The organism is Paenibacillus lacisediminis (assembly GCF_046567315.2).
Map to the genome: position 1 here is coordinate 20,059 of NZ_JBKIAX020000007.1, position 18,211 is coordinate 38,269.

The 18,211-nt window shown below is 53.7% G+C and carries 18 protein-coding genes; 9 read left to right on the top strand and 9 right to left on the bottom strand.

The window, feature by feature from the left end; genetic code table 11:
* Positions 1–5: 5 nt before the first annotated feature.
* Positions 6–1,814, bottom strand: coding sequence for a SulP family inorganic anion transporter (locus ACLD72_RS14990; protein ID WP_411002946.1), 1,809 nt, complete (start codon positions 1,812–1,814; stop codon positions 6–8).
* A gap of 113 nt (positions 1,815–1,927) precedes the next feature.
* Positions 1,928–2,254: an ArsR/SmtB family transcription factor gene (locus ACLD72_RS14995; RefSeq protein WP_036625940.1), complete on the bottom strand. Its 327-nt coding sequence runs from the start codon at positions 2,252–2,254 to the stop codon at positions 1,928–1,930.
* 201 nt (positions 2,255–2,455) lie between these two features.
* Between ACLD72_RS14995 and ACLD72_RS15000 the strand changes: the two genes are divergently transcribed.
* Entirely contained in the window at positions 2,456–2,791 is a 336-nt protein-coding gene (locus ACLD72_RS15000; protein ID WP_411002947.1) for an antibiotic biosynthesis monooxygenase, read from the top strand.
* Between the two features lie 49 nt (positions 2,792–2,840).
* Entirely contained in the window at positions 2,841–3,605 is a 765-nt protein-coding gene (locus ACLD72_RS15005; protein ID WP_411002948.1) for an exodeoxyribonuclease III, read from the top strand.
* A gap of 562 nt (positions 3,606–4,167) precedes the next feature.
* On the opposite strand, the gene ACLD72_RS15010 is transcribed toward ACLD72_RS15005, so the two are convergent.
* Together ACLD72_RS15010 and ACLD72_RS15015 are read right to left on the bottom strand one after the other, a co-directional pair.
* A complete protein-coding gene (locus ACLD72_RS15010) occupies positions 4,168–5,694 on the bottom strand; it encodes an MFS transporter (RefSeq protein WP_458475846.1) in 1,527 nt (508 codons plus the stop codon).
* Positions 5,695–5,928: 234 nt separating this feature from the next.
* Positions 5,929–6,801 (bottom strand): PhzF family phenazine biosynthesis protein, encoded by an 873-nt coding sequence (locus ACLD72_RS15015; protein ID WP_411002951.1) that lies wholly within the window; start codon positions 6,799–6,801, stop codon positions 5,929–5,931.
* A 182-nt stretch (positions 6,802–6,983) separates the two neighbouring features.
* On the opposite strand from ACLD72_RS15015, the gene ACLD72_RS15020 reads away from it, so the two are divergent.
* From ACLD72_RS15020 to ACLD72_RS15030, 3 genes are all read left to right on the top strand, one after another.
* On the top strand, positions 6,984–7,436 hold the full coding sequence (locus ACLD72_RS15020; protein ID WP_411002952.1) for a flavodoxin: 453 nt from the start codon (positions 6,984–6,986) through the stop codon (positions 7,434–7,436).
* Positions 7,437–7,451: 15 nt separating this feature from the next.
* Positions 7,452–8,096, top strand: coding sequence for a hypothetical protein (locus ACLD72_RS15025; RefSeq protein WP_458475848.1), 645 nt, complete (start codon positions 7,452–7,454; stop codon positions 8,094–8,096).
* Between the two features lie 84 nt (positions 8,097–8,180).
* The gene (locus ACLD72_RS15030; RefSeq protein ID WP_411002954.1) at positions 8,181–9,590 is read left to right on the top strand and encodes a deoxyguanosinetriphosphate triphosphohydrolase family protein; all 1,410 of its coding nucleotides are present in this window, start codon (positions 8,181–8,183) and stop codon (positions 9,588–9,590) included.
* A 5-nt stretch (positions 9,591–9,595) separates the two neighbouring features.
* Here ACLD72_RS15030 and ACLD72_RS15035 read toward each other — a convergent pair whose 3' ends face one another.
* From ACLD72_RS15035 to ACLD72_RS15045, 3 genes are all read right to left on the bottom strand, one after another.
* Positions 9,596–10,714, bottom strand: coding sequence for an ABC transporter substrate-binding protein (locus ACLD72_RS15035; RefSeq protein ID WP_458475850.1), 1,119 nt, complete (start codon positions 10,712–10,714; stop codon positions 9,596–9,598).
* A 114-nt stretch (positions 10,715–10,828) separates the two neighbouring features.
* Entirely contained in the window at positions 10,829–11,602 is a 774-nt protein-coding gene (locus tag ACLD72_RS15040) for an ABC transporter ATP-binding protein (protein ID WP_458475851.1), read from the bottom strand.
* Between the two features lie 8 nt (positions 11,603–11,610).
* Complete coding sequence (locus ACLD72_RS15045) at positions 11,611–12,621, bottom strand: FecCD family ABC transporter permease (protein ID WP_411002957.1); 1,011 nt, start codon at positions 12,619–12,621, stop codon at positions 11,611–11,613.
* Positions 12,622–12,811: 190 nt separating this feature from the next.
* On the opposite strand from ACLD72_RS15045, the gene ACLD72_RS15050 reads away from it, so the two are divergent.
* From ACLD72_RS15050 to ACLD72_RS15065, 4 genes are all read left to right on the top strand, one after another.
* Positions 12,812–13,495, top strand: coding sequence for a GTP-binding protein (locus tag ACLD72_RS15050; protein ID WP_411002958.1), 684 nt, complete (start codon positions 12,812–12,814; stop codon positions 13,493–13,495).
* Positions 13,496–13,507: 12 nt separating this feature from the next.
* A complete protein-coding gene (locus tag ACLD72_RS15055) occupies positions 13,508–14,515 on the top strand; it encodes an ATP-binding cassette domain-containing protein (protein ID WP_458475852.1) in 1,008 nt (335 codons plus the stop codon).
* A gap of 202 nt (positions 14,516–14,717) precedes the next feature.
* Positions 14,718–15,476: a Rossmann-like domain-containing protein gene (locus ACLD72_RS15060; RefSeq protein WP_411002960.1), complete on the top strand. Its 759-nt coding sequence runs from the start codon at positions 14,718–14,720 to the stop codon at positions 15,474–15,476.
* Positions 15,473–16,219, top strand: a complete 747-nt coding sequence (locus tag ACLD72_RS15065; protein ID WP_458475854.1) for a methyltransferase — start codon at positions 15,473–15,475, stop codon at positions 16,217–16,219. The genes ACLD72_RS15060 and ACLD72_RS15065 overlap by 4 nt, the downstream gene beginning before the upstream one ends.
* 481 nt (positions 16,220–16,700) lie before the next feature.
* Here the strand turns inward: ACLD72_RS15065 and ACLD72_RS15070 are convergent, their stop codons facing one another.
* Positions 16,701–17,270, bottom strand: a complete 570-nt coding sequence (locus ACLD72_RS15070; RefSeq protein ID WP_251595729.1) for a thymidine kinase — start codon at positions 17,268–17,270, stop codon at positions 16,701–16,703.
* A gap of 96 nt (positions 17,271–17,366) precedes the next feature.
* On the bottom strand, positions 17,367–18,068 hold the full coding sequence (locus ACLD72_RS15075) for a CTP synthase C-terminal region-related (seleno)protein (protein WP_411002962.1): 702 nt from the start codon (positions 18,066–18,068) through the stop codon (positions 17,367–17,369).
* Positions 18,069–18,211: the final 143 nt, after the last annotated feature.

The window sequence follows — 18,211 nt, forward strand, 5'->3', positions numbered from 1 at the left end:
ACCGCCTAAACCGTAGCTTTGCCTTCCCGGACAAGCGCTCCCGGCCGTTCCGGTAGTACGTGCCGCGAAGCGGCCGGCGGCATGGCCGGGGACCCGGCTCCCTCTGCTGCCCCGCACAACCCAGCGCATTCCCGGAAAGCGAAATGCTTGCAACCACGGCACTTGTCGGTGTTAATTTGGCCAAGCGCGTAATTCAGCGCATCCCCAGTGTTTTCAAAAAAGTGCTCTTCCCCCATCCTATACAAACATCCGGTTTTGGCCAGCAGCTTGCGCGGCTGGGAACGCAGGCCGGAGACGAGCACCGTGATTTCCGCATCGTGAAGCTGTTTGACCAGGTTTGCGAAGTTGGCTTCGCCGGTCGTATCCATAAACGGCACCTTGCCCATCCGAATCAGCACAACCCGTTGCAAACCGCCTTCGATTTGCGAAGCGAAGCGGTCAAACGCCTGCGATGCGCCAAAAAACAACGGCCCGTCCACAGTAAAGATGGACACCTGCGGGCAGTCGTGATCCTCCGTTACCACATACGCTTTGACCTTTGCGTTGGCGGAGGAAGGATCGGGCAGCACTTTGTCCACGGTCAGCAGTTCGCTCATTCTTTTGACGAACAGCACAACCGCGAGGATCAGGCCGACCTCGACGGCCGTCGTTAACGTCGTGAACACCGTCAGCAGGAAGGTGACGAGCAGGACGAGGGAGTCCCCGGTCCGCGTTTTGAGCATATGGGCAAACGCTTTGCGCTCGCTCATGTTCCACGCCACCAGCATCAGGATCGGCGCCATGCTGGCGAGCGGAATGTTGGAGGCGTAAGGGGCGAACAAGGCGACGATCAGCAGAACGACCACGCCGTGAATGACCCCGGAAAAAGGGGAAACCGCCCCGTTTTTGATGTTCGTCGCCGTGCGCGCGATCGCCCCCGTTGCCGGTATGCCGCCGAACAGCGGCGCGGCGATGTTGGCGATGCCCTGCCCGATCAGCTCGCGATTGCTGTTGTGGCGGGTCCTGGTCATGCCGTCGGCGACCACGGCCGAGAGCAGCGATTCGATGCTGCCGAGCAGGGCGATGATCAAGGCCGGCTGCAGCATTGGCCGGATGCTGTCCCAGGTTAGCGATATCGGGTGAAGTCCCGGCAAACCGCCAGGAATGGCACCGTATGCGGAGCCGATCGTCGTCACTTTGCCGGGGAACAGCCAGGCCGCCGCCAGCGTGGATACGATGATGCCGACGAGCGAACCGGGCACCTTCGGCAAATACTTGGGCGTAAGCAGCAGGGCGGCGAGGCAGATGCCGGCCGTCAGCACGCTGTAGATATTTAAGCTATGCAGCCGCAGGACGATCTCTTTCATATTTTCATAGAAAAATTCATGCCGCTCCACCCCGCGAAGTCCGAGGAAATTCCCGATTTGGCCGCTAAAAATCGTCACCGCGATGCCGGCCGTAAACCCGATCGTCACCGGCCGCGGAATGAATTTGATCAGCGCCCCGAGCCGCAGCAGCCCCATCAACACGAGAAAAATCCCGGCGAGAAAGCCGGCGATCAGCAGGTTCTCGTAACCGTATTGCATGACAATCGCCAGCAAAATCGGGATAAACGCTCCCGTCGGTCCGCCGATTTGAAACCGGGAACCTCCGAGCAAAGAGATCAGAATCCCCGCCACGATCGTGGTGTAAAGGCCATATTCCGGCTTCACCCCGGAAGCGATCGCAAACGCCATGCCCAGCGGGATTGCCACAATGCCAACGATGCACCCCGAGATCAAATCTTTGCGCAAAGCCGCCATCCCGTAATTTTTAAAACGTCCTGTCCACTTCATCCTATAACCCTTCTTTTTCTGATTATATTTCTGTTGCCCCCAAGCCCGCGCATTCCCGGACACAAAAAAGATCCCCCGCGGTCCGGCGGGGAAACTTGCATGGGGCCGTATTATTATTGTTTGCGGATTCCTTTCAGCAAGGAGATCGATTCTACCAAATGGTTATCGAAAATTTGCCGGGCGACCGCGAGCAAATCCTTAATCAGCGGATCGCGCAGCGAATAAATGACCGTCGTGCCTTCCTTGACCGTGTTGACCAGATTTTTGGCGCGCAAAACGGCTAATTGCTGTGACACGGCGGAGCCTTCCGAGCCGAGTATCGTTTGCAGTTCATTGACGTTCCGTTCGCCTTCGCTCAGCACCTCCAAAATACGGATTCGCATCGGATGGGCGAGAGCTTTGAAAAATTCGGCTTTAAACTGCTGTAGGTTCACGTCCATCAAAATAAACTCCTTAATTTTTAAATATTTATATCTCTGAATCTTTGCATATTTACTATAATAGCATAGAAATCCATTTTGACAATGGAGAATATTGCAGCGTTTGTGAACTGGAGCGGAACATGGTATATTAATTGAGAATCATTATCATTAAGTCGGGGCAATTTGATAGATTCTCTGATATAGGAGGAGGCGGTTAATTTGTTCGTGATGATAAGAACGATAGTCGTTGAAAAAGGAAACAGCGATAAAGTAGTGGAGCGCTTCAGCAAGGAAGGGCCGATGGACCAAATGGACGGTCTGATCGATATCAGCGTCATGGTCAACCGAAAAAACCAGGAGGAGCATGAAGAGGTGGTGGTCGTGATCCGCTGGGAATCGCAGGAGGCCTGGAAAAACTGGGAGAAAAGCGACGCGCATATTCAGGGGCACCGGAACAGCAAAGGCCAGCAGCCGCCAGCCTATATTGTCAGCACGACGGTGGGCCTCTATGACGCTCAAGTGGTCAAGAAAGGAAAGGCGTTTTTGAACGGATAATGGTACACTTAAGAGATAGGAAGTCTTTTTATACATCAAGGAGATGAATATGAAACTTGTATCGTGGAACGTCAACGGGTTAAGAGCCTGCGTGAATAAAGGGTTTATGGACTATTTTAACGAGGCGGGCGCGGATATTTTCTGCCTTCAGGAAACGAAGCTGCAGGAAGGGCAAATCGAGCTTGATCTCGGCGAGGGCTATGAGCAGTACTGGAATTATGCGGAGAAAAAAGGGTACTCCGGCACCGCCGTGTTCACGCGGATCAAGCCGCTGTCGGTGCGTTACGGCATGGAGGAGGACGCTGAGCCGGAGGGGCGGATCATTACTTTGGAGTTCGAGACGTTTTATCTGGTTACCGTTTATACGCCGAACGCCAAAAGGGATCTCTCACGCTTGGATTACCGGGTGGAGTGGGAGGATCGGTTCCGCGCATACCTGAAGCAGCTTGACGCGGTCAAGCCGGTCATCGTCTGCGGCGACATGAACGTCGCCCACCAGGAAATCGACATCAAAAACGCGAAGTCAAACGAAGGCAACTCCGGCTTTACCCCCGAAGAACGCGGCAAAATGACCGACCTGCTGGCGGCGGGATTTACGGACACGTTCCGTTATTTTTATCCCGACCGCGAAGGGGTGTACAGCTGGTGGTCGTACATGCCGAAGGTACGCGAGCGCAACATCGGCTGGCGGATCGACTACTTCCTGGCCTCGTCCCGGCTGGAGCGGCATTTGGCCGGCGCCGGCATCGACTGCCACATCATGGGCAGCGACCATTGCCCGGTGACGCTGGAAGTGTCGGAGATTACAAAGTAATTGGGATAGCAGGCCGACCTAATTTGCTTCCTAAGCGGACCAACGGCAAAAGTGCATTTGATTTTCCGCAGCTTCCCCTTTCCAAGGCCATTCGCGTGCAAAAGTGCAGTTGATTCGAGCCCATTTTATAAAAAAGTGTTTTTAAGGGTAAAATGGACTGCACATTTGCATTTGAACCACCCATTTCGGGGAGTTTCGACGAAAATCGCATGCACTTTTGCATTTCGTGGGGTCCTGCAGCTTACTTCGTATCCACTTTGCGCTCTCTCACCGCACCTACTTTGCGCTTCACATTGCCACTCGCATTACTACAATGACACTACGTCTTCCACATTACTATCTTCAAACTGCCTCTTACATTGTTACCCCGCATTCCTGCCCTTACACTATTTTCTTCACATTGCTACCCTTACGTGGCCTTCACGAATCGCACATTTCCTGCGCCTTTTCGTACCTATATCGTCACCTACTTCGTCACCCACTTCGTCACCCACTTCGTCACCCACTTCGTCACCCACTTCGTCACCCACATTACTGGCCCTTTGCTTCCCGCTCTCTTTGCTTAAGGCCGTGCCTCCAAAACCGGCTCCCCTGCAGCGGCGGATTCCGGCTCTTTTTTCGCCAGCACTTCTTTTTTCAGAAACCAGCAGATAAAAAAGGCGGCGATGACAAACCCGAGCGAAATCGTAAAAATGTTTTGAAAAGCGCCGGCAAACACGGTCTGAATTTTGACCAGCAGCTCGGGATTTAGTCCCTGGGGAATTCCGCCGGTGGCGATATGGCTTGCCGTGCCGGCCGGGAGTTGGTCGGCCAGCCCGGAAACCCCGTCCGAGATATGGCGGGCGAGCAGGCTGCCGAAAACGCTAAGTCCAATCGTGGCCCCAAGCGATTGGAACAGCTGCACCGTCCCGAGGGCCACGCCGCTGTGCTCTTTATCGACCGATTCCTGCACGATCAGATTGTCGCCGCCAAACAATGCGCCGAGCCCCAAACCGAGAATGAAAAACGTGACGACCACGTACAGCACGGTGGTGTCAATCCCGATTCGCGACAGCAGGAAGAACCCGACGATCGGCAGCGTGAAGCAGACGATAAACAAGGAGCGGTAAGGCACCTTGGTGATCAGGAACCCGTTCACGATGCTGGAAGGAACCGCGCCGGCCATAAAAGCCATCATGAGGTAACCCGCCGCCGTCGGGGTTAGTCCCATCACATTTTGTGCAAAAAACGGGAATGCCGAGGTTCCGCCCATCACGCCGAGCATCAAAATAAAGACGATCAGCGACAAAACGACGATATTGCGATTCCGGAACAAATGCAGCGGTATGATCGGTTCCTTCACTCTTGATTCGATGCGGATGAGCAGCGCGATCAACAGCCCGGACAACACAAGCAGGCCGATAATGATCGGTGACGACCACGACAAACCTTGATTGTCGATCAGCACCGGAGCGAGCAGCAGCGACAGCAGAGCAAGTACGAGCGTGACTGCGCCCGCCCAATCGATTTTTTTGCTTTCGGTTCCCCGGGATTCACGCATGCCGATGGAAAGAACTACAGCCGCGAGCAAACCGACGGGAATGTTGATCAAAAATACCCAGTGCCAGTTGACGTGCCCCACCAAATACCCGCCGACCGTCGGCCCGAGCAGTTGGGGCAGAATCATCATCGGCCCGATCAGGCTCTGGATTTTGGCCCGCTGCTCCAGCGGGTAAGCATCGCCGATAATGACGAGCGCGATCGGCATCAGTCCGCCGGCGCCGATCCCCTGAATGCCGCGTCCCAGCAGCAGCACGGCCATCGAAGGGGCGATCCCGCTGACGATCGATCCGAGAATGAACAGTCCCATGCAACTGAGGTATACGCGCTTGCGTCCGTATAAATCGGCCAATTTGCCGAGAATGGGCATAAACAGCGTGACCGCAAGCATGTAAACGCCGGCCACCCAGCCGTAGAGTGAGAGTCCGTGCAGCTCGCGGATAATGGTCGGCATCGCCGTCGAGACGACGGTTTCGTCCAGTTCGGCGAAAATCAAACCGATGAGCAGGCCAAGCAGGACGAGGCTTCTGTTGTTTTTCACTAATGTCATTTCCAAATTTCTCTCCATTCCTTAGTTCTTAGTGCAGTTATCGTAGTACGGATTTTTAAACTGAATTTAAACGGCGGCTAAGCCGGGCGAGAGGTTCGAACCAGTCTCTTGTCTCGGTCGCTTTTTATCATAGTAAAATTCGGGTATCGTCCAAAGGTTCCCGGGAATGAAATAAAACTCGGTCTCGGGAATGAGATCGAGTTGATATAAGTTAGCGGACGGTGCAGGTCAGCCTTAGATATTTATTTTTTTGAGTTCGATGTTTGCCGCCGTACCGCCAACTTGAATTTTTTCGATTTCCCGATTCATATTGACGGTCAATTTAGCTTTGATCTCCGAGGGGCGGTTCATCGTATAACCCTGTTTAAAAATCAAATCCCCTGCCAAATTGTCCGGAAGCTTTCCGTTCTTATACAAGTAACATGCCAGCGCTCCGTTGGAGGTGCCGGTTGCGCTTTCTTCCGGTATGTCGTACAGCGGGGCAAAATTTCGGCATTCCGCTTGAACACCCGCCTCTGCATCAAGAGCAAAAAGATGGTAGCCGACGACTTGATGGCTGCGGCTGATTTCGGAAATTCGGGCGAAATCGGGAGCAATTCGTTTTAATATACGGCGGCTCTTGATCGGAACCAAAATGTCGCGAAGTCCGGTCGACACAATTTGCACAGGCAATTCCTCATCCAGTTCGTCGGTACCAATTCGCAAGGAGTCGGCGATCCAATTCCGGTCCACATGTTCGAAAAAACGCGGCAAAGCCTGGGTTAAAAATACCTCACCGTTTTCCTGCAGCGTTACCTCCAGAATTCCGGCTTTGGTATCCAAGGAATGGCTTCCCAAGCCAACCTTCCCTTGGGTCCACAACAGATAAAATGCGGCTACCGTCGCATGTCCGCATAAATCGACTTCGCTATTCGGCGTGAAGTAGCGGATTTTAAAATCGGCGCCCGCTGTTTTTGCAAGAAAAGCGGTTTCCGATAAACCGACGATTCTGGCGATATTCTGCATGGCGGCTTCGGACAGGGGATCGGCATTCAGGACGACACCCGCGGGATTGCCGCCGCCCTCATCCACTGCAAAAGCATTTAAAGTGTAGACTTCGATATCCAAATAAACTCCTCATTTCTTTAGAAGTGGTCAGCAACATGAGTAATGCTTCTCCCCATGCTACTTGTTATCCTGCTAACGGTCAACGTAATGGAACGCAGCAATAGATCACCATCAATTGACAATGATAATCATTATCAATTATACTTCGTAATATCAAACCATAAGAATTAGGGAGGATAGGCATGAGCAAAATCATTATCGTCTATGCCAGCTTGACGGGCAATACGGAAGAAATGGCCGAACTGATTGCTGAGGGGGTTCGCAGCGCCGGATCGAAAGCTGACATAAAAATGGTAGAGGACTGCAATGCCGTGCGTTTGCTGGAATATGACGGTTATATGCTGGGGGCATATACATGGGGAGACGGAGAACTGCCGGATGAGTTTGAGGATTTTGTCGATGAAATGAAGGAATTGGACCTCCGGGGGCGCATGACTGCGGTATTCGGCAGCGGCGATACGAGCTATCGGCTGTACTGCGGAGCCGTGGACTTGCTGGAGGAGAAGTTGAAGGACTGGGGCGCGGTTATTCCTCAGGAGAGCCTGAAGGTGGAGTATGGTCCAAGCCAAGAGGAGAAGGACTTGTGCCGGGAATTTGGCGCCAATTTCGCCAAAAGCCTGAGCGCCGATATCTAAGCCATGGCCCGCTGCGTGTTGGATTATGAGCTGGAGGAGTGGTTGCGGTCGCAAAAGGCGCCGGGTTGTCCCGAATGCCCCAAATTAACCTGGCAGCATCGCGTTCAATACGCCGTAAGTTACGCGATCAACGACTATTTTACGCTGGATCCCGCAGTTCGCTTACATACCCCGATTCAGGTGCTCCTGAACCGGCGCTGGCCGCGGAACAGGGACGATTTTCCCGACCCGCTGCATTATTGGAAAGTATACAACGACATTGTGGGGCAACTGATCCGGATCTCGGGGCCAGAGATTTACGAGCATCCAATAGCGTTATATGAAACATGGGAAACCCAGGTTGCCGAGCTTGATTTGCATTTGTCCGTCATTTTTCAAACCGTCTGGCAGCGGTCAAAGGACCAAAAACCGTGGATCACCGTACAAAAGTTTCTGGTGGAGGATCACCCGGAGCTGGTGCGGGCTTTTACGCATATGACGAACGTATTTTGGAACAGCGCTTTTGGCGAAGCGCCGGATCAAATCGAAGTTTTCGCCCTGTTGGACGACCGCAAATATACGATTACGAAGGAGAAGCTGGATTTTAAGCAATCGCTGGATTATGTGCATTTGCTGGCGGAAACCGCCGGGGAGCGGCCTTTTTTTGATGCCCAAGCATAAATTATTTCCGAATGGACTTTAAGTTCCGTACTTCCACGGCTACAATAACATCAAGCGAAAAAGAGATTTAAGGAGTGCGAGAACATGAACATCCAGGAGTTAAGAGAACACCGGCAGTATCCGGACAATATCGGACAAGAAACAAGCCGCGCGACGTTTGAACGCGATTATTCGCGGCTGATCCATTCCCCAACCTTCCGCCGGCTTCAAGGCAAATCCCAGGTATTCGGCGCGGGAACGGGCGATTATTACCGCACGCGGCTGACGCATTCGCTGGAGGTGGCGCAGATCGCCCGGGAAGCGGCGCGCGCGCTGCTGCGGGCGTACCCGGAGGTTGCAGCGGACAAGGCGGAGCATCCGGGGCTGATCATCGATCCCGAGGTGGTGGAGTGCGCTGCGATTTGCCATGATTTTGGACATCCGCCGTTTGGCCATAAGGGGGAGGAGGTGCTGGACGGCATCCTTGAGAAGTTGGTGGAGGATAAGGTGAAGCAGGCGCTGGAGGGCCGGAACGCCACTCCCGAAGAGGAGCAGCATACGCGGGAGGCGATGCGGCGGAAATATGAGCATTTTGAAGGCAATGCGCACAATTTCCGGCTGATGATGTTTTTGGAGAAACGGGAAAATATCGATGGCCTGAATTTATCCGACGCCGTTCTGCTGGGCACGAACAAATACCCTTACCCTGGCACCGTGAACAAAAAAGGCCTGTACCTGCATGAATGGGAGTACATTTCTTACATCCGGGACCGCTGGGCGATTCCCGAAGGCAAAAAGACGTTTGAAGCGCAGTTGATGGACTTGTGCGACGACATCGCCTATTCGGCCCACGATTTGGAGGACGGCATCAAGGCCGGCAAAATTGAAGTGCACGAGCATTTTCTGAAAGATTCGCATATCGAGCGGCTGATTGTGGAAAAAATCATGACCCTTGACGACTTTTTCTGGGCTGGCTGGACGCCGGACAACATTTTGATCAAGGTGAAGGAAGTGCTCAGTTCGTTCCTGACAATCTGGAATACGAAGATGCCGGTCTGCGATCACGATTATTCCCGGACGCGCCGGGAGGTCAAGGCCTATTGGGTAAGCCTGTTTGTGGGCAGCCTTGGGGTCATCGACGGCGATAGCTGGAAAAAGGTGACGTTCGTCAAGGAGGGCCGGGAAGACGAGGACATGCTGCGTACGGTGAGCGTGCTGAAAAGCTTCGCCTGGGTAACGATGATCCGCGATCTGCGGGTGCAGCGTCTCCAGAAGCGCAGCGCCTGGATCATCAAGCGGCTGTGGGACGCCTTCGTCGATCCGCAGACGTCCAAGTCGATCATCCCAGGCGACTGGCTGCGCCGATTTGACCGGGATCAGCAAAAGACGCGGCCAATCTGGACCTGGGAGCATATGATCATCGATTATATTGCCGGGATGACAGACGCTTACGCGGAGAAAATCTACAATGAGCTTTACGGGCTAAAGGTCGGCACGATTTACGATATGGATTAACGCATTTAGGATTTTATCGCATTTTGCGTTAACGTTTTGTACTGCCCATCCGTCAAATCGCCGCTGTGGTAGAACAGCTTATAGAAACGGTTCACTTCGGCCCGGAGATCGTAATTGAAAACATCCGGATACAGCGTTTGGGATAACCAAATCATCCCGATATAACGGTTAACGGAAGGCGGAGAGCCCATCCAGCTGTACGGCGCTCCGGGCACCTCAAAGTAATTGCCGTCACGAATCGCTTTCATTTGCTTCCACGTGCCGTCGGAGGCCACACTGCCGTAAATGCTCTGCGGAGCGAAGAAAATCACATCAGGGTCCCATTGGACAATTTGTTCCAGCGAAACCTCATTGCCGCTGCCTTTGCTGGACGGGTTGTCCAGGACGGCCACATTGTCCCCAAGCAGATCGAGAATTTCGGCGTGAAAAGAACCCTTGGAAATGATATTGGTACCGGTGTCGCCTAAACTATACAGTACTTTCACTTTATGATCGCCGATCTTTTCCATCGCTTCTACGGTGTTGGTATAAACCTCGTCGCAATAATCAGCCAGGACTTTGGCTTCATCCGGCATGCCGAGCACCTCGCCAAGCGTGTTGTAGCTGCCGGCCATCGTTTTAAGCGTTGCCTCCACGAAAATCACCGGAATGCCAAGCTGTTCCTGAAGGGCGTCGAGATCTTCCGCGATGCCGTCCTTTTTCTCGCCGATATCGATGATCAGCTGCGGCTTGGCGGCGGCCAGCGCCTCCATGCTCAAATCGCCGGAACCGTAAAATTGGCCGAATACGGGCAGCTGCAAATACTTGTCATTGAGATAAGCGCCAGCTTCGTCGCTCCATTTGCCGGACAATCCCACGAGCTTATCCGGGGCCAGGGAGAAAAGCACGATTTGCGCCAGCGATCCCGAAGGGGCGATCCGTTCGATATGTTTCGGAATTTCCACCTCTCGTCCCGCCGAATCGGTGAACATCACGGTTCCTGCGCCATCTGGCGACGGGTCTGCACTTTGATCGCCCGCCGCCGATTCCGCAGCGCCGGGCGCGGCCTGTTCCGGATAGGCTGACGGCGATGGCTGTTCCCCTGCGGACCCGCAGGCAGCCAGCAACATGACTGTTGCCAACAACGCAATTGAGATTTTCGATAAATTAAACCATTTTCTTTTCAAGCGGTACACATCCTCTCTCAAACCATTTTTTAAATTTTCCAAAACGAACGCATCTCGATTCCGCCTCGGGTTTTATGTATCGGAAATCGCAAACCGGGGGACGCAAACGGAGATTTTCCCGTCATACAGGCGGGCCAGGTTAATGTCCACGCCGTAAAGCGAAAGGAGCGTTTCTTCGTTCAGCACATCGCGAGGAGGACCAAAGGCGGTCACCCGGCCCTCTTGCAGCGTCATCACTGTATCGGCAAACAGCAGGGCCTGATCGGGGTTATGGGTGGACTGGACCACCGTGTAACCCGCTTGCGTCAACTGCTTAACTTTGCTTAACACCCGCAGTTGATTGCCATAATCAAGATTGGCCGTAGGTTCGTCCATCATCAGGATGCGAGCCTGCTGCGCCAAAGCTCTCGCAATCAGCACGAGCTGCCGTTCTCCGCCGCTTAGCTCCATGAACGCTCTGCCGCCCAGCCGGGAGATCCCCACTTGCTCCAGGGCTTGCTCCGCGATCAGCCGTTCTTGTTTGCCGGGGACGGAAAATACCGAAAAACTTGCCGACGTTCCCATCAGCACCATATCCATCACCGAATAGCCAAAGACAGGAGCGTGGGATTGAGGAACAAAGGCGATATGGCGGGCTAATTCGCGCGGCGGCATAGAACGGGCGTTTCTGCCGTCGATGACGATTTCCCCGGTATAACCGGGAAGCAAACCAAGGATGCAGCGGAATAACGTGCTTTTGCCTACACCGTTGGGCCCGAGCAGGCATAAGAGGCTGCTGTCCTGTTGGGTGAAAGTGACATTGTCCAGCACCCGATCTTTTTTATAGGAGAAGCTAAGCTGTTCCACGCAAAGACTCAAGCGGCATCACCCGCTTTCAGAATCAGGCTGATGAAAAACGGAGCGCCGATAATCGCGGTGAGGATGCCGATCGGTACTTCACTCGTCCACAAATTGCGGGAAAAGTTGTCCACGATCAGGAGAAACACCGCTCCGGCCAGCATGGAGGCAGGCAGCAGGCGCTGATAGTTGTTGCCGACCAGGAAGCGGGTGAGGTGCGGAATCACGAGGCCTACCCAGCCGATCATACCGCTGACCGCCACACTGGAGGCCGTAATGAGCGTGGCGCACACGATGACGGCAAGCCGGACAGCTCCGGCGTTGACGCCCATCGTGCGGGCCTCGGCATCGCCCAGGGTCAGCACGTTGACGCGCCAGCGCAGCAGCAACAGCGGCACCAGTCCCAAAACCATTGGAATGACAATGAAGAGAACCTCCTCTTTTTTCGTACCCGCAAGACTCCCCATAAGCCAGTATGTAATAGCCGGAAGCTGTTCATTGGGATCCGCCACCATCTTAATAAAGGAGGTGCAGGCGGAAAACAGCGAACCGACCATGATGCCGGATAAAATCAGGCTGAGCACCTGCCTGCCCTTCGTCCTTCTGCTTATGGCAAGCACAAGGAGGACGCAAAGGATGCTGAACAAAAACGCGCTGAACGTGATTTCCCGCTTGCCGCCTCCGAGCAAAATAGCCAGCGCCGCTCCAAAAGCGGCCCCAGCCGAGGCGCCAAGCACGTCCGGAGCGGCCATCGGGTTTTGAAAAATCCCTTGATAGGCGGCTCCCGCCGCGGAAAGGCAGCAGCCGACAAGGCAGGCCAGAATGATGCGCGGAAGTCTGACATTGTAAAAAATCGCTTGCTGCTGCGCATCGGCGTTGCCCTCGGCGGGACCAACCGCCGCTAATATCAGCTTCAGCACCTCGCCGGGCGTAATTGGATAACGGCCCAGGTTCAAGGAAATCAGGATGATGAGCAAGAGCAGCAACACCAGCGCCGGCAGCGTCCATCGATATCGTAAACTATTCAATCGGTTTCCCTACCTCCGTTAATGCTCATTTTTGTCGCCCATTGTAGCAATCGGCTGCATAAGTTGTCAATTGAAAATTATAATTAGATATAAATAAATATATTTAGTTATAATTAGTGATCAACAACACTGCCGATTAGCAGTTTTTTTCTGTAAATTTAAAGATAATAAATTTTTCGGAGGGTGAAGCATGAAGTTGGTTACTGTAGCGGGCCCGCCTTCATCGGGGAAGACATCGGTAATTTTACAGCTTGCCAAGAGCTTGCGGGAGCAGAAACAAACGCTTGGCGTGATTAAATTCGACTGCCTTACGACCTTCGACCAGCTTCGGTACAAGGAAGCGGGCCTGCCCGTACAGGTAGGGTACTCCGGCAAAGTTTGTCCTGATCATTTTTTCGTCAGCAACATCGAGGACGGTGTGGAGTGGGGGAGAGGAATCGGGGTGGATGTGCTGATTACGGAGAGCGCCGGCCTGTGCAATCGCTGTTCCCCTTATATCCGCGGTGTTTTGGGAGTTTGTGTCATCGACTGTTTATCGGGCGTGCAGACGCCGCGCAAAATCGGCATGCTCAAACTGGCGGATGTGATCGTGATCACGAAGGGAGACATCGTCTCGCAGGCGGAGCGCGAAGTGTTCCGTTTCAATGTCCGCCAGGTGAACGGCCGGGCCGCGATTCTGTTTGTCAACGGCATTACCGGCCAGGGCGCTTTTATGCTTGGCAAGCATGTGGCTAAGGCCCCCGATACAATGACGCTAAGGGATGCCAGGCTGCGGTTTACGACGCCGGCCTCGGTATGCTCCTACTGTACGGGTGAAATGCGTATTGGCGAGAGCTACCAGATGGGCATGATGAAAAAAATGGAGTTCAGGTGATGATGGATGGTGATGAAATTTCAACAGCTGATCGAAACAAGTCCAATCGCTAAGATTGTGGAGTTGTATCCGATTGCACGCGATTTTTTGCTTAATTTCGGTCTGGATGACCTGGCTTGGGAGCAAACGCTGTTCGCCGCGTTGGAACAGGTGAATGAGGAACGCCTGCTGGAGTTCGGCTGCACCCGTGTGGAAATCCCTTTTCAGTTTGCCGCTTTTTTGGAGACGATGCTGGAGAGCGAAACGCTTGAAAGCGAAATCCGTTCGATTACCCTGCTTGGGGGCCGGGATAAAAGCGGCAATCCCGAGCAAATCAGCCTGACGATCCGAACCGGGGAAATCATCGGCATCGTAGGCCCTACGGGCTCAGGCAAAAGCCGGCTGCTTGCCGACATCGAATGCGTTGCCCAAGGCGATACGCCTACGCGGAGGCGAATTCTGGTCAATGGCAGGCCGCTGGAGGACGAGGAGCGGTTTGGGATGGAGGGGAAGCTGGTGGCGCAGCTTTCGCAGAATATGAACTTTGTGGTAGACCTTAGTGTCGGGGAGTTCCTGGATATGCATGCCCAAAGCCGCTTATGTGCGGACAAAGAAGCGGTGATTCAGCAGTGCTTCGACTGCGCCAACCGGCTGGCGGGAGAGAAGTTTGGCCTGGACACGAAGGTAACCCAGCTTTCCGGCGGCCAATCGCGGGCTTTAATGATTGCCGATACGGCTTATATGAGCGTTTCGCCGATCGTTTTGATCGATGAGATCGAGAATGCCGGCATTGACCGGAAACAGGCGGTGAATTTGCTGGCCAGCAAAGATAAAATCGTACTGATTTCCACTCATGATCCGCTGCTGGCGCTTAGTGCCCACAAACGGATCGTGATCCGGGGCGGCGGCATCCATAAGGTGATCGAAAAGACGGCTGAAGAGCAGGAGAGCCTGGTTCGGATCGAAGCGCTTGACGAGGTGCTGATGGAGGTGCGCCGCCGGCTGCGCCAGGGCGAGCTGATTAACGCCCCGGCACTTTAAGTGCGAGTTCAAAAAGTCAGGCTTGTCAGGTTTAGAGCACCGAGAAGGTTGGATGAAGCTAGGGACTGAGTAGCGGAGCGTACGTTTTGGGTACGTGAGCAACGGAAGGCCCGGCTGAATTCAAGATTCGACGCCCGATCCGCTTCATGACCTGCTTCGTGATCAAAAGATGACACCTCTTTAATAGACGGGAGGAATGGGTATGTGGGAACTATACGACGCGTTAATTGAAGGGATTGAAGACTCCTGTACGGTGGAGGATTTGGTGTGCGGACCCGGCACGGCATTCGTACGCAGCAATGTGGGCTGCGGCTTCAGCGGAGCGCCGGCGGGAAGGACTAGACCGACCACTCTCAGACATAAAAATCCGGGAATGAAGCTTCGGGATCTTGCCGCATGCGTGAAGTCGTGGAATCTGCAGGAAGCCGGCATCGGCCAGGCGGCGATCAACGCCTATTACAATGCTTTGCCCGTCGCCACGGCCAACGGGGTCCCCGTTTTGGGCGCCCGCTTTACGGAGGATCGGATATACGATCCGTTCATCTCCTACCAAGCGGCCATCAGAGACAAAAAAGTGGCGGTGGTGGGGCATTTTCATTATTTGGATCAGCTGTTCCGGCCGGTGTGCGACCTGTCGGTTCTGGAATTCGAGCCGAAGGAGGGCGATTTTCCGTATACCGCCGCCGAATATATTTTGCCGGAGGCCGAATTTGTCGTCATCACCAGCGCCGCTCTGACCAATAAAGCGATGCCACGCCTTCTGGCCTTGTCCCGGGGGGCCAAGGTGGTCATCGTCGGTCCCTCGACGCCCATGGCGCCAGTGCTTGAGCAGTTTGGCGTCTCCGATCTGTCCGGGATCATGATCAAGGACGGCGAGCGGGCCCGGCGTATCTGCTGCGGCCAAGAAAGCGGTAAAATTTACGCGTCGGCTCAGAAAACAAGCCTGAGATTTCAATCATGAATTGGGGGATAACGATGCAGTTTACCTGGAATGCGAATACGATCGGCTGGTTTAAGGCAGCCAGTGCCTACACCAGATTTCACGAAAAGCTGGCGGAGCAGTTACGCCCCCTCATTGCGGGCAGCGAAACTTTGTTTGACATCGGCTGCGGCCTCGGGCTCCTGTCGCAGCAGTGGCATGACAGCGTGGGCAAAATCGTGTGCGTGGATATCAACGAAGCCGCCCTGGCTTCGCTGACCGAAGATATAGCCGCCAAGCAAATCGGCAATATCGAAGTGCGGCTTAACGACGGCTTAGAAAGCGAGCCATGGTGCGACGTCATTTTGCTGTCCTATTTCGGCAGCCAGTCGGCCGAACGCTTTTTACCGTATTGCCGCAAGCTGATTGTTATTGTCGATTGGGATGAAGGCAGCAACTTGACGGGACAAAGCGGGGCCGGAGCGGGCCGGATGCGGCTCACGGCGGGCAAGCTCGAGGAGCGTCTGCGCGAAAGTGGAGTCCGCTATTCCCGGCAAGAGGCAGCGCTGGAATTTGGCCAGCCTTTTGTATCCCGCGAGGACGCGGCCGACTTCTACGGGCAGCACGGTTCGCGGTTCCCTGCGGGAGCGGAAGCGTTCCTAAATCGGATCGTCCCCGTAAACCAGCCTCCTTACCAGTTTTACCTGCCGTTTCTGAAAAGGATGGGGGTATTCGTGATTGAAGGGGAGCGGGGAATACGGGCCGATGAGCAATCTACGGTGTAACGGTTCCGGCTTGTCCGTTTAACGCAAGAAGGCGGGGGGATGCCCCTCGCCCTTTTTTTACCTTCTAGAATTTATAAAATTTCGGGCATGGTAGGGCGATGCTAAGGTAGAGAGGGGAGGAGAAGAGGGACCTGGAGGGGGCTAAGGGACACCAGGGCCGTTATTTTCGGAAAAACGGAGGTTTGCAAAATGTAACGGACACAGACGACCTTATTTACCTCAAATCGGCCTGGATGAACGGGTTTAGAGCGAAATAGAAGCATGTGTGTCCGTTAGGCTGGGCAATACCCGGGAAATGGGCGGATAAGGTCGCTGGTGTCCGTTAGAGCAGCGTCCACTGGATGTGGACAACAGATTGGAAAGGGCCGAGGTACTCGACACTACTGTTCGGCCCGCCATTAAAGTCGTGTAATCGCTCCAAAGTAGAAGTCAAAGCCATCAAAGAACGCCGTCAGGCGTTTCTCTTACTCACTTTATACAATTACAACGGCGGATTCGTGTGACACTTGCGGCAGACCGGGTAATACGATTCATTGCCGCCAATTTGGATTTGCTCGCCCGTGTAGACGGGTTTGCCGTTTTCCACCCGCAGGTTCATCGTTGCTTTGCGTGCGCAAAACCAGCAAATTGTCTTCATTTCTTCGATTTTGTCGGCGTAGATGAGCAGGAGCCGGCTTCCTTCGAACAAGTGGTTTTGGAAGTCGTTTTTCAGCCCGAACGCCATCACCGGAATATCTAGCTCATCGACGATCCGGACCAATTGCTTAATGCTGCCTTCGCTCAGGAACTGGCATTCGTCCACCAGCACGCAGTACAGTTTGGGGATGTGGGTTCGGACGATTTCGAAAATATCGGTATCCTCGTAGATCGGGATGGCTTCTCGGCGCAAGCCGATCCGGGACGAGACGAAACCGACTTCATCGCGGTTGTCGATGCCTGAAGTAAAAATAAGCACGGGTTTGTTCTGTTCTTCGTAATTGTGGGCAACCTTCAAAATTTCGATCGATTTGCCGCTGTTCATTGCCCCGTATTTGAAAAATAACTGTGCCAATCCAAGCCGTCCCTTTCTCTAATTCATTTCGTTAAACATGATTATTCTATCATAAATCAGTCCATCGCATAGATAAAGGAGCCGCGAATTTTGGTGTTATTTAATGATCATCGCCGCCTGCACAAATGCCTTGATCAACGGATGAACGATGCCTTTAAACGCCGATCGCTCGGGCTGAAACAACGTCCCCATGTAAAAAGGATGCTGCTCCAGCTCCATGATCCGGGTTTCCCCTTCGATATCCACGCCAACGGCCCGCAGACCCGCTTTTTCAAGGAAAGGGGCATATTCATGATTTATCCCGTAGTTGCATATGCCATACTGCTCGCTGATTTCTTGGGCTCCGTAAATAGCCGCAGCTTTTGAACCATCCTTCAGGCGGAAGGTATGGGTGGTTTCACTAACCGAACAGGTAAGCGGAGTAATGAACAGTTTGGAGGCTTCCGGGTTCATTTCCGCATGATCGGCTTCTTTCACGCCCAGCACGTTTCTGGCAAACTCAAGCACCATATGCTGAAAGCCGCCGCATGTTCCCAAAAAGGGGACTTGCTGCGTCCGGGCGTATTCGATTCCGTTTAACGCGCCCAACGTGCTGGCGTAAGGGCTGGCAGGAACGGTCCATAACGCATGGCAACCGGCCAGCTTCCGTGTTGCATCGTGCTCCAGCGAAGGCGTTGGTATCCATTCAAACTGCGCTTCGCCTCCCAAATCCGCGGCCGCCAGCCGGATCGCTTCCGGAATGGCGACATGAGCTTTAACTTGCGGGTCATAATCTCCGATCAATCCAATACGAATCATTCCTGTATCGCTCCTTTGCATCACATTGATTTTTCAACAAGACACCAATTTATTATAAAGAAAGGCGTTTTGTCAATCCTGAAATTTCGTGGGAAGCTTAATGTCTATAAGATCAACATCATTTCGCTTTCTAAAGATTGGGC